The 13,044-nt window shown below is 57.2% G+C and carries 6 protein-coding genes and 1 pseudogene; 3 read left to right on the top strand and 4 right to left on the bottom strand.

Annotated features, from left to right (window positions below; all coding sequences use genetic code 11):
- The first annotated feature begins 23 nt into the window (after positions 1-23).
- The 3 genes from ACPUC7_RS07015 to ACPUC7_RS07005 are packed head-to-tail and all read left to right on the top strand — an operon-like array spanning position 24 to position 4,065.
- Positions 24-1,034 carry an ABC transporter permease gene (locus tag ACPUC7_RS07015; RefSeq protein WP_494922303.1) on the top strand — a complete coding sequence of 337 codons (1,011 nt, stop codon included), beginning with the start codon at positions 24-26 and terminating at the stop codon, positions 1,032-1,034.
- 12 nt (positions 1,035-1,046) lie between these two features.
- Entirely contained in the window at positions 1,047-3,158 is a 2,112-nt protein-coding gene (locus ACPUC7_RS07010) for a N,N-dimethylformamidase beta subunit family domain-containing protein (protein WP_494922302.1), read from the top strand.
- A gap of 34 nt (positions 3,159-3,192) precedes the next feature.
- Positions 3,193-4,065, top strand: a complete 873-nt coding sequence (locus tag ACPUC7_RS07005; protein WP_494922301.1) for a MarR family transcriptional regulator — start codon at positions 3,193-3,195, stop codon at positions 4,063-4,065.
- Between the two features lie 4 nt (positions 4,066-4,069).
- Here the strand turns inward: ACPUC7_RS07005 and ACPUC7_RS07000 are convergent.
- From ACPUC7_RS07000 to ACPUC7_RS06985, 4 genes and pseudogenes are all read right to left on the bottom strand, one after another.
- Positions 4,070-5,461, bottom strand: a pseudogene (locus tag ACPUC7_RS07000) (efflux transporter outer membrane subunit); the annotation flags it as partial.
- A gap of 3 nt (positions 5,462-5,464) precedes the next feature.
- Entirely contained in the window at positions 5,465-8,566 is a 3,102-nt protein-coding gene (locus ACPUC7_RS06995; protein WP_494922300.1) for an efflux RND transporter permease subunit, read from the bottom strand.
- Complete coding sequence (locus ACPUC7_RS06990; RefSeq protein ID WP_494922299.1) at positions 8,563-11,745, bottom strand: multidrug efflux RND transporter permease subunit; 3,183 nt, start codon at positions 11,743-11,745, stop codon at positions 8,563-8,565. The genes ACPUC7_RS06995 and ACPUC7_RS06990 overlap by 4 nt, the downstream gene beginning before the upstream one ends.
- On the bottom strand, positions 11,742-12,983 hold the full coding sequence (locus ACPUC7_RS06985; RefSeq protein ID WP_494922298.1) for an MdtA/MuxA family multidrug efflux RND transporter periplasmic adaptor subunit: 1,242 nt from the start codon (positions 12,981-12,983) through the stop codon (positions 11,742-11,744). The genes ACPUC7_RS06990 and ACPUC7_RS06985 overlap by 4 nt, the downstream gene beginning before the upstream one ends.
- Positions 12,984-13,044 lie beyond the last annotated feature (61 nt).

Below are 13,044 nucleotides of genomic sequence, written 5' to 3'. Positions count from 1 at the left end.
ATTACCTGTAAAAGGCAAAAAGTATGTCAGACACAATTAAAACCGCCTCAGACATGACGCGCAAGCACTCTGCCGTTTCCGCCTCTGGGCAACGAAAAAAAATTGGTTTAGCCATTACGCGCTGGATATTACCGGTGGCCACCATCGCCCTGATGATCTGGTTTGCCTGGCATACGCCGGTGTTTTTCACTCTGGATAATCTGCTGTCAATCGCCACGCAGAACGCCCCCACCTTCATCGTGGCGGCGGTTTTCGCCATGCTCATGATGGCCGGTTATGTCGATCTTTCGGTGGGATCGGTACTGGCGCTGGTCGGTGTTTCAGCTGGTTTAGCGCTAAACGCCTGGGGATTGGTGCCTGGCATTATGGTGGGATTAGCGGTGGGTGTAGCGGCTGGACTGGTCAACGGTGTGCTGATTGGCATGCTCTCCTTTTCCCCGATTGTGGTCACACTCGGCGGACTCGCCGCCGCGCGCGGTCTGGCACAATATCTCGGCCAGGGATCGATTTACGGCTTTCCCGATGCGTTTGCCAATTTTGGCTCGGATAGCACCCTCGGCGTGCCAAACCTGGTGTGGATTGCTGCGCTGGTGTGCGTTATCAGCATCATCGCCACCAGCTGTTTTCCGGTAGGTCGTCAGATCATTGCGATTGGCGTGAATGCGCGCGCCGCGTTTCTGATCGGCATCCGCGTGCGTCTGGTCACCACCGCGTTGTATGTACTGACAGGTTTAGCGGTTGGCATTGCCGGTTTGCTGCAAATTGCCCGTTTAAACAGCGCCCCTTCAGGCACCTTAGGTGACGGTTTTGAGGTGATCATCCTTACTGCGGTGTTGCTCGGCGGCGTGCCCTTTACCGGCGGCAAAGGCAGCATCTGGCGAGTATTAGTCGGCGTTTGGCTGATTGGAACATTGCGCAATGGCTTGATTCTCCTGGATATCGGCACCGAACTCAGCGGCATTATCACCGGCGGCGTATTGGTGATGGCAGCTGCATTAGAAGCCGCGCGTTACTACATCCATAAATCAAAATAAGAGGAAACGAGCATGCTCATTGGCTACCTTTCTACCCTCAACTGCCGCGCAGGCGACAGTGTGGACGTGATGATCAGCAGCAGCGTTGCCGAAGTGAATGTTGACCTGGTTCGCCTGATCCACGGCGATGATAATCCCGCCGGCCCCGGCTTTATTTTTCAGCCGCTTGCTGAAGTCGCGCCTCAATCGGTTAGCGCACAACCGCAGCAGACGCCAATCGGATCCTGGGGTGAAAGCATCAAACCGCTGCAACTGGCGGCAAATCTTAACTGGAATGTGGCTCTATGGCCGACCTTGCTGCCACATCACGCCGAGCAAGGGATTCTGGCACTGCCGGATGCCGGAATTACGCTAATTCTGGATACGCAAGGCTGTTTACAGTTGCGCTACCAGCAGCAATGTTTACTGAAAAGTGACGCATTGAAATCCCGCCAATGGGCGCAGGTGAGCGTTACGCTATCGCCACAAAATTGCACCTTGCAGCTCAAAACTGAGTCATTCTGCAAGACCTATAATAGCGAAAGCGGCGTCACCTTGCCCTCTCACTCCACCTTGTTGATTGCCACCACCCAGGTTGATGATCTCGGCACACAACGTTTTGCGCGCAACGTCTACAACGGCAAACTGGCGCAATTGACTCTGGCGCTGGAGCAACACCCAGTGGCGAGGTGGGCGGCGGAGCAGCAGATGCAAAGTCAGCAGATCCCGGATACTGGCGAGCATGGCTATCATCTGCGCTTAATTAATGCCCCAACGCGCGCGATGACCGGCCCAAACTGGAGCAATGCCGAACATGACTGGAAACAAGCGCCGCAACAGTATGACGCTGTGCATTTTCATGATGATGATTTGGCCGATGCCTGTTGGCCGGTAGCGACGCGATTAACGGTGCATGCCGGTTTGAAAAGTGGCGTTTATGCCGTGCGCTTACGTGCTGCCGGGCTGAAAGAGGATTTTATTCCGCTGATCGTTCGCCCATCGGCCCAGCAGCAACCAGCAAAAATCGCCATGGTGATGGCCACTTACACCTACATCGCATACGCCAATGAGCATTTAACCGAAGGTGACTTCGAACAAGGCAGTGAAATTCCGGTACAAACCGGCGATTGGGAAGATCTGGTAGCAATTCATCAAGAGTGGGGGAAAAGCCATTACGATCTGCACAACGATGGTTCGGGAGTTGCTTACTCCAGCTCACTGCGCCCGATCCCTAATATGCGGCCTAACTATCGCTTTTGGGGCTTCCACGCGCCGCGTCGCTTCTCAGCCGACCTCTACATGGTGTGGTTACTGCATCAAATGGGCGTAGATTTTGACGTGGTGAGTGAGCACGATTTGCACGCGGATCACGCCACTCTGTTGCAGCCTTATCAAACGGTGATTACCGGCAGCCACCCGGAATATTACAGCGGCCAAATGCTCGACGCCTACGAACAGCATGTCGCGCAAGGTGGCGGCTTAATGTACCTTGGCGGCGACGGTTTTTATTGGGTGACCACGCCATTCGACGATTTGCCGCATCTGCTGGAAGTGCGCAAATCGGAAGGATTACGTCATTGGGACGCCGATCCCGGCGAACGTTATCACGCCAGCACCGGTGAACTGGGCGGCATCTGGCGCAGTCGCGGTCGCAGTGCACATCGTTTATTTGGTGTCGGCATGGGCGCGCACGGTTGGGATAATAAAGCGCCGGGCTATCGTCGCAGCGAGCGCTCTTATCAACCGGATGCGGCTTGGGTGTTTGCTGGCATTGAAGAAGAAGTGATTGGCGACTTTGGCTTGATCATGAACGGCACCAGCGGCGATGAAATTGATCGTGCCGATAGCCGTTTTGGTACGCCCGATCACGCGATTATTCTGGCTTCGTCCGAACCGCATAGCGAATGGTATGTGCCTGTTCCAGAAGACGTCACAACGGTTTCGAACAAACTTAACGCAAGATATAATCGCGACGTGCGTTCCGACATGGTGTTAGTCGAACACAGCTCAGGCGGTGCGGTATTTTCAGTCGGCTCGATTATCTTTACTGGCGCCGTGCCGGTGAACGGTGGCGAGAACAACGTGGCGCAGCTGCTGCGTAATGTGATTGAAAACTTCACCGCGAGAAATCAGACCGACATCTAAGGGATGTTACGCAAGATGGTGCTGCATCATAGCTATGAATAAACCTGCAACCATGCTGACCAGCTCTGGCTTTGCGCTTGCCACCGCCGATCAAGTCAGCAGTGCCCAATGGCGTAGCACCATCAACACACGCTTCACCCAACCGCAATTCCTGGCGCTCAATGGCTTGTTGTATCGCCCGGGAATTGGTCACTATGAATTGGCTGACAGCGTCGGCGTGGATCGCGCCTCAATGGGGCCGATGCTCAACCGCTTGATTGAACAACAGCTGGTTGAACGCCGCAAAGATCCCAAAGATTCTCGCCGCTCAATGCTGTTTCTTTTGCCGCAGGCCGAAGCGTTGTTGGAAGAGATGGCCGCGCTGGTGGATACCGTCGATAATTTGCTGATGTCGCCGCTCAACGCCTCGGAGCAGGCGGCGCTGGTGCAAAGCTGGGCGATGATGGTTGATGAACCTATCTTCCCGGCGCACGACATGGTAATCAATCCTATCATTCGCCCGTTAACGCATTATCCCTGGTTCTATTTGCGTGAAGCCTGTCGTCAATATCGTCGCTTGTGGCGCGAACATGTTGATGATGCGATCAGCGCTTCGCTGTTCAGCTTGATGGAAGTGGTGGCTAACACGCCGGGCATTGATATTCGCACTGCCGCGCAGGTGGCATCCATTGAAGAGAGCAATGCGGTACGCATGGTGATGCGCATGGTGCGTACCCGCATGATGCGCGATCCCCGCGATCCCAATGATGCTCGCCGCTCGCTTTTATCTTTAACCGAAAGCGGCGAGCTGCGTTATCGCGAACTCAGCACCCGCTTACCGCTGGTGCAAAGCGCGCTTACCCGCCGCTTGCCGCCGCTGGCGATTGGCGAATTCCATCGCCTGACGTGTTTGGTGGCGCGTTTGTAGCATCAGCTTGCCAACCGCCGCCCAACGCAGCGATCAGCGCCACGCTGCTCACCCATTGCGTGCTCTGCAACGACAACAAACTCTGCTGCGCGCTCAGGCTGCTGTTCTCCGTCGTCGCGACATCGAGATAATCAATCATCCCGGCGTCATACTGATTACGCGTCACGCGCGCCGATTCCTGCGCGGCATCGGTCGCGGCCTGCTGCGAGGCGATTTCGCCCTGTAAGGTGTTGAGCTGCACCAGATAATCTTCCACTTCGCCCATGCCGGTGAGCACCGCCTGACGATAACTGGCAACGCTGGCATCATAAGCCGCACGCGCTTGCTCAACCTTGGACGAGGTGGCGCCGAAATCCAACAACGTGCCGCTGAGTTCTGGCCCCAATGACCACACGCGATTAGGCAGTGAGAACAGGCTGTTGATCGCCGATGAACTGACGCCACCGCTGGCGCTGAGGGTTAAATCCGGATAGTAACCGGCAATCGCCACGCCAACCGCCGCATTGGCCGCCGCGACGTTGCGCTCGGCGTAGGCGATATCTGGACGGCGCTGCAATAGCTGCGATGGCACGCTGTGCGGGATCGTCGGTAATGCAGCATCCAGTTTCGCCACCGGCAAGCTGAAATCAGCCGGTGCGCGGCCCAGCAGCAGCGCAATCGCATGCTCCAACTGCGCGCGCTGCCACTGATAATCCTGCGCTGAGGCGCGGGCGCTTTCCAACTGCATTTGCGCCTGCGCTAAGGTGGCGCGCGATTCGCTGCCCGCCGAATATTTGTTTTGAATCACGGTTAAATAGCGCTGATAGGCGTCAATGCTGCGTTGATACAGCGCGATTTTCTCGTCGATGATGCGCGTCTGGAAATAGTCCTGCGCCAGTTCCGATTGCGCGCTCAAGGTGATGTTGGCCAACTCGGCTTTGCTGGCCTCCGCGCTGGCGTTGTTCTCTTCCAGAGTACGACGCAATTTGCCCCACAAATCCAGTTCCCAGCTGGCGCTGAGATCGGCGGCGTGGCTGTTGCTGACGCTGCGCTGTCCGCTGGTGCTGGCGCGGCTGCCGCTGCGCGTGCTGCTGGCGTCATAGCCGATAGTAGGGAACAACTCGGCACGCGATTGTCCCGCCAGCGCCTGCGCTTGACGATATTGCGCGGCATAATTGGCGACGTTCTGATTAGAAATGCTGACCTGCTTCAGCAAGCTATCCAGCGTGGCATCGTGGTACACCGACCACCAATCCCCTTTGCTTTGTGCATCCTGCGGCGTGGCCTGCGTCCAGCCTTTGGCCTCTTTAAAATGGGTCGGCATCGCCACGTTTGGGCGCTGATAATCCGGGCCAACCGCACAACCCGCCAACAGCATGGCGACCAAAAGCGGGGTTATTTTCACAGACATTTTCATCAATCAGGATTCCACATGACGCAACCGCTGCCACTGACGGCGTGTGGCGCGGCTTAAACGATCGAGCCAGAGATAAACCACCGGCGTAGTAAATAGCGTTAACAGCTGGCTCAGCGCCAAACCACCGGCAATCGCCAAGCCAAGCGGGCTGCGCAGATCGGCATCGCCGCCGCTGCCCAGCGCCAATGGCAGCGCGCCGAAGAACGCCGCCAGCGTAGTCATCATGATCGGGCGGAAGCGCATCAAGCAGGCTTGGGTGATCGCCTGCTGCGGCGTCATGCCTTTGCTGCGTTCGGCATGGATGGCAAAGTCGATCATCATGATGGCGTTCTTCTTCACGATGCCAATCAGCAGAATGATGCCGATCAGCGCGATCACCGTGAGCTGCGTGTTGGTGAGCAACAACAGCAACAGCGCGCCGACGCCCGCCGACGGCAGCGTCGAAAGGATAGTGATCGGATGAATGTAGCTCTCATACAGCACGCCGAGCACGATATACACCGCCGCCAGCGCGGCGATAATCAACCACGGCATGGTCGCCGTAAGCTGGGCAAACGCCGCTGCGGTGCCGGCAAAACCGGCCTGAATGGTGGATGGCAAACCGAGCTGCGCCATCGCCTGTTTAATCAGCGCCTGCGCCTGCTCCAGCGACACGCCATCATTGAGGTTGAAGGCAATGGTGCTGGTCGCCGATTGGCCCTGATGCGCCACCGACAGCGGCGCGTTGCCGCCTTTAAAGCTGGCGAAAGCGGCCAGCGGCACACGATCGCCGCTGTCGTTAATCACATACAGCTGCTGCAAAATAGCCGGATCGCGCGTGTAGCTGCCCTGCAATGACATCACCACATGATACTGATTGAGCGTGTGATACAGCGTGGCAACCTGACGCTGGCTGAAGGCGTTATTCAGCATGGTATCGAGCATCTGCACATTCACGCCGAGCCGTTTCGCGCGATCGCGATCAATGTTGATCACCACTTCCTGGCCGCCGGTTTGTGAATCGGAATCGACGCTGTTCAATTGCGGGATCGCCGCCAGCGCCGCCTGTACTTTCGGCGTCCACTCACGCAGCACATCAAGATCGTCCGCCTGCAAACTGTATTGATACGTGGCGTTGGCGCTGCGCCCGCCGATGTGCAGATCCTGCGCCGCCATCAGGAACATCTGCGCACCGGCGATATGGCTGGTTTTCACACTCAGGCGATTCGCCACTTCGGTGGCGGTAGCATCGCGCTGGTCAAAATCTTTCAGGCGCACAAAGAAGTTGGCGCTGTTACGCGAGCCAAACATGCCGCTGCCCATCGATGACATCACGCTTTCCACCGCCGGATCGGACTGAATGATTTTGGTGAATTGCAGCATTTTCGGCTTCATCGCCTGGAACGAGATGTTCTGATCGGCGCGCAACGCGCCCATCAGCAGGCCGGTATCCTGATTGGGGAAGAAGCCTTTTTGCACCACCGAAAACAGGAATAGGTTGAGCAACACCGTCAGCACCAAACTGAACAGGGTGAGCTTTTGGTGAGCCATCACCCACGCCAGAGCGCGTGCGTAGGCCGCCAGCAGCGCGTTAAGTTGGTTTTCGATAAATTGATACAGCGGATGCGGCCGCTTGGTGACTTTGGCTTTCGGCTTGAGTAAACGCGCGCACAGCATCGGCGTCAGGCTGAGCGACACAAACATCGAGATCAACAGCGAAATGGTCAGCGTGACGGCAAATTCGCGGAACAAGCGCCCGACGATGCTGCCCATCAGCAAAATCGGGATGAACACCGCAATCAGCGACATGGTCATTGATAGTACGGTGAAACTCACTTCCTGCGCGCCACGCAGCGCCGCACGCAGCGGACTTAAGCCCTCTTCGATATGGCGCGTGATGTTTTCCAGCACCACAATCGCGTCATCGACGACAAAACCGGTGGCGATAATCAGCGCCATCAGCGACAGGTTATCAAGGCTGTAACCGAGCAAGTACATCACCGCGCAGGTGCCGATTAGCGAAACCGGCAGCGCCAACGCCGGGATCACCACCGCTTGCAGGTTGCGCAGGAAGACAAACACCACGGCGATCACCAGCAGCATCGCCACCAGTAACGTCTCTTCGGTGTCGTACAGCGAAGCGCGCACCGTCGGCGAACGATCAACCACCACTTTAAGCTGGGTATCGGCGGGCAGATCTTTTTCCAATGCCGGTAACTGCGCTTTCACCGCATCAATGGTGTCGAGCATATTGGCACCGGCCTGGCGCTTGATCCCCACCATCACCGACGGCATCGAATTGAGGAAACCAGCCTGATACTGATCTTCCACCGAGTCATACACGGTAGCGACATCATGCAGCCGCACGGCTTTGCCATCTTTATAGCTGACGATGATGTCCTGATACTGCGCGGCTTTATCTAACTGGCCGTTGCTGTCCACCACCCACGATTGGCTGCTGCCCTGCAAAATGCCTTTGGGTTTGTTGGTGGTGCTGTTGGCGATGGCGCTACGTACCGTATCCAGCGAGATGCCATACTGCGTCAGTTTTAGCGGCTGCAAATCAATGCGCACCGCCGGTAAGGCGCTGCCCATCAGTGACACTTCGCCGACGCCTTTCACCTGCCCCATCGCCTGCTCAATTTTACTTTCAGCCAGATCGTAAAGTTCGCCCGGCGTGCGCGTGGCCGAGGTCAGCGCCAGCATCACAATCGGCGCATCCGATGGATTGGCTTTGCGGTAGGTCGGCAGCGATTCCATGGCACTCGGCAGCAAGCTGCGTGCGGCATTGATCGCCGCCTGCACATCGCGCGCCGCGCCGTTGATGTCGCGATCGAGATCAAACTGCAAAATGACGCTGGTCGATCCCTGCGAACTGCTGGAGGTCATCTCGGTGACGCCAGCGATTTGCCCGAGTGAACGCTCCAGCGGCGTGGCAACCGTCGCCGCCATGGTTTCTGGGCTGGCACCGGCTAAGCTGGCGCTGACCATAATGGTCGGGAAATCCACCTGCGGCAGCGGCGCGACCGGCAACAGCCGATAGCCCAACGCGCCGAGCAGCAAGATCGCCAGCGTCAGCAACAGCGTGGCGACCGGGCGGAAGATAAACAGCCGCGTCAGGTTCATCGCTGGCCTCGCGCCTGTTGCTGTTTACGCTGCACGTAACGCTTGCCGCGCTGCGCGATGGCATCAAACCACAGGTAAATCACTGGCGTAGAGAACAACGTTAATACCTGGCTGACAATCAAGCCGCCGACAATCACCAATCCCAGCGGCTGACGCAGTTCCGCACCCGACCCAGAAGCCAGCATCAGCGGCAGCGCGCCGAGCAGCGCCGCCATGGTGGTCATCAGAATCGGGCGGAAACGCAGTAAGCAGGCTTGATGAATCGCGTCACGTGCGCTCATGTGCTGTTTGTTTTCCGCTTCGAGCGCGAAGTCGATCATCATAATCGCGTTCTTTTTCACGATACCGATCAACAGGATCACGCCAATCAGCGCGATCAGGCTGAATTCGCTGCCCGCCAGCAGCAGCGTCAGCAATGCGCCGACTGCCGCCGACGGCAGCGTTGACAGAATGGTCACCGGATGAATAAAGCTTTCATACAGAATGCCGAGCACCACGTACATAGTGATCAGCGCCGCCAGAATCAGCCACAGCGTGTTGCCGGTGGCACTTTGGAACGCCGCGGTTTCGCCCTGATAACGCAAGGTAATGCTCGAGGGCAGATTGAGTTGCTGCGTCACCTCGGCAATGGCTTTCTGTCCATCTTCCAGTGAATAGCCGCTATTAAGGTTGAACGACACCATCACCGCCGGGAATTGGTTCAGGCGCATGTGCATCAACGATCCGGTGCGCTGATGAATGGTGGCGATGGAAGTCAGCTTCACCATGCCAGTGGTGGTCGATGTGCTGCTATCGCTGGTAGACGATGTACTGCTATCGCTATCGCTGCTGCTGGTTGATGAAGTGTCACTGGTGACCGGCAAATAGACATCATCAAACGACGCGGGCGATTGCTGATATTGCGGCGCGACTTCCAGCACCACGCGATACTGATTCGCTTGGGTAAAGATGGTGGAAACCAGCCGCTGGCCGAAGCTGTTATACAGCGCGGTATCGACGTCGGCGGCAGTTATGCCGTAGCGCGCGGCTTTGTCACGATTGAGCTCGACGTAAGCGACGCGGCCTTGATCTTGTAAGTTGCTGACCACGCCGTTGAACTCGGGACGCTGCTGCAAGGCGGCAATAATCTTCGGCGTCCAGCTCACCAGATTTTCGCTGTCGGCATCATCAAGCGTGAATTGATACTGGCTCGGCGAAACCTGATCGTTAACCGTCAAATCCTGCGCCGGTTGCAGATAGAGTTGAATCCCCGCCACCTGATTTGCCGCCTGTTGCAGCTGTTTGATCACCACATCCGCTTTGTCGTCGCGCTGGTCAAAGGATTTCAGGTTGATCTGGATGCGCCCGCTGTTCAGGCTGGTGTTGCTGCCATCGATACCAATGGTCGATGACAAACTCTCCACCGACGGATTTTGCAAAATCACTTTCGCCAGCGCCTGCTGGCGTTTTGACATCTCGCTAAACGACACATCCTGCGAGGCCACGGTGACGCCCTGAATCAGGCCGGTATCTTGCGTCGGGAAAAAGCCTTTGGGGATGGCGATATACAGCAGCGCGGTGAGCGCAAAGGTCGCCAGCGCCACCAGCAACGTCAGTTTCTGATGATTGAGCACCACGGTGAGCAAACGGTCGTAGCCGCGCACTAACTTATCGAACACCTCGCCGCCTTTACGTGAAAAGCGCGACTGTTTTTCCGGCGGAATGTGCTGCAACAAATAGGCGCACAGCATTGGCGTTAGCGTCAGAGAAACCAGCATCGACACCAAAATCGACACCGCCAGCGTGATGGCAAATTCGCGGAACAAGCGCCCGACCACATCGCCCATAAACAGCAGCGGAATCAGCACCGCAATCAACGAAAAGGTCAGCGAGATGATGGTAAAGCCGATTTGCTGCGATCCTTTCAGTGCCGCCTGCATCGGCGTTTCACCCTCTTCCAGCCGCCGCGAAATGTTCTCCACCACCACAATCGCGTCATCAATAACAAAGCCGGTGGCGATGGTCAGCGCCATCAACGACAGGTTATTCAAGCTGAAATCGGCCAGATACATCACGCCAAAGGTGCCAATCAGCGACAGCGGCACCGCCACGCTGGGAATCAAGGTCGCTGCCACGTTGCGCAGGAACAGGAAAGTCACCATCACCACCAGCGCCACCGACAACATCAGTTCAAACTGCACGTCGCTGATGGAGGCGCGAATGGTTTGGGTGCGGTCCGACAACACGCTCATCTTCACGCCATCCGGTAGCGCCGCCTGCAATTTCGGCAACTGCGCTTTGATGCTGTCCACCACCTGAATCACGTTGGCACCGGGCTGGCGCTGCACGCTGATGACAATCGCCGGGCTATTATTGGCCCACGCCGACTGAAAACTGTTCTCCGGCCCTTGTTCGATATGCGCGATGTCTTTTAACCGCAACGCCGCGCCATTTTGGTAGGTAACGATCAGATTGCCGTACTCATCGGCGGTGCGCAGCTGGTCGTTGGCGTCGATGGTCACCGAATGGTATTTACCATCAAATCCGCCTTTTGAGCCATTGACGTTGCTGTTGCCGATCAACGTGTTCACGTCTTCCAGCGACAACTTGTGCGCCGCCAGCGCTTTCGGGTCCATCTGCACGCGAATCGCCGGTTGATGACCGCCCGCCAGCGTCACCATGCCGACGCCATTGATCTGCGACAGCTTCAGCGCCACGCGGGTATTCACCAGATCCTGCACCTGCGTCAGCGGCAAGGTCTCGGAACTCACCGCCAGAGTGATCACCGCGGTATCGGCTGGATTGACCTTTTTGTAGGTCGGCGGATTGGGCAGATCGCTCGGCAGCAAATTATTCGCCGCATTGATCGCCGCCTGCACTTCCTGCTCGGCGACATCCAGCGACAGATCGAGGCTGAACTTCAAGGTGACGATTGACGATCCGCCAGAGCTGGTTGAGGTCATTTGGCTCAAGCCGGCCATTTGCCCCAGCTGACGCTCCAGCGGCGAGGTCACCGAGGACGCCATCACATCCGGGCTCGCGCCGGGATAGAGCGTAGTGACCTGAATGGTCGGATAATCGACCTGCGGCAGCGCCGAAGTCGAGAGAAATTTATAGGCAAAAATCCCGGCAATCAGCACGCCAACCATCAACAAAATGGTGGCGACCGGACGCTGGATAAACAGGCGAGACGGATTCATTTGGCCTCGCCGGTCGCGGTGGTTTTGCTGTTATCTGCCAGTTGCACTTTGCTGCCGTTGGTCAATCGATCGATGCCTTCCGTCACCAAACGTTGGCCCGGTTCCACGCCTTTGAGGATCGCCTGCTGATCTTCACCGAAGCTTGGCCCGGTGGTCACCGCTTTACGCGTTACGGTGTTGTCCTGATTGATGACAAACACAAAGCTGCCATCGCTGCTGAGTTGCAGCGCCTGCGCCGGGATCACCGTGGCATTTTTCAGGATGTGGGTTTGCAGACGCAGATTGACGAACTGATTGGCAAACAGCGATTCATCTTGATTAGGGAACGTGGCTTTCAGCTCAATGGTGCCGGTGGCGGTATCAATCTGGTTGCTGATGAATTGCACCGCACCTTGCGCCAGCTGCGTGCTGTTGTCCTGATCAAACGCCACCGCTGGCAGGCTTTGATCGCTGTGCAGCGCCTTAGTGAGCTGCGGGATATTGCTCTGCGGCACGCTAAACGTCACGGCGGCGGGCTGCATCTGCGTCACCACCACAATGCCGGTGGTATCGGTGGTTTGCACCATGTTGCCGGGATCGACCAAACGTAAACCCACCCGTCCGCTGATCGGCGAGGTGATGCGCGCATATTCGATATCCAGTTTCGCGCTGGCGATTTGCGCTTCATCGGCGGCAACAGCACCTTTGTATTGGCCGACAGTGGCGGTTTGCGTGTCGAGATCCTGGCGCGACAACGAATCCTGCGCCGCCAGTTTCTGATAACGGGCCAGCGTTAACTGCGCGCTTTTCAGTAATGCCTGGTTCTGATTGAGATCGCCCTGATACTGCGCCAGCGTGGCTTGATAACTGCGCGGATCGATCTGCGCCAACAACTGTCCGGCGCTGACTTTCTGCCCTTCGGTGAAGAATACTTTTTCCAGCTGACCGGCCACGCGGCTGGTCACCGTCACGCTGGCATTGGGGATCACCGTACCCAGCGCATTGAGATACACCGGCACATCGGCGGTGCTGGCGACACCGCTGTGCACCAGCGTTGCGCCGCCCATCATCGCCATGCCCGGCGGGCCGCCTGCGCCACCACGATGACCGCCACGCCCGCCCTTCTCGCCGCCTGGCGGCATGCCGCCGTGACCGCCAACCACGCGCCAGATCACCCCAGCCACAATTAACAGCACAATCAACAGAAGCAGCCATTTCAGCCAGCGAGAAAAAGCGGAGCGAGGAGCGTTAGGTGTCATCAGGATCTTCAAGTCAGCAAGGAATAGGAAAATCCCCTGTAAAACAGGGGATTATTGCAAG

The organism is Pantoea sp. CFCC18179, from assembly GCF_059412405.1.
Note: the sequence above shows the minus strand (reverse complement) of the source record. Positions and strands in the feature narration are given on the sequence as shown.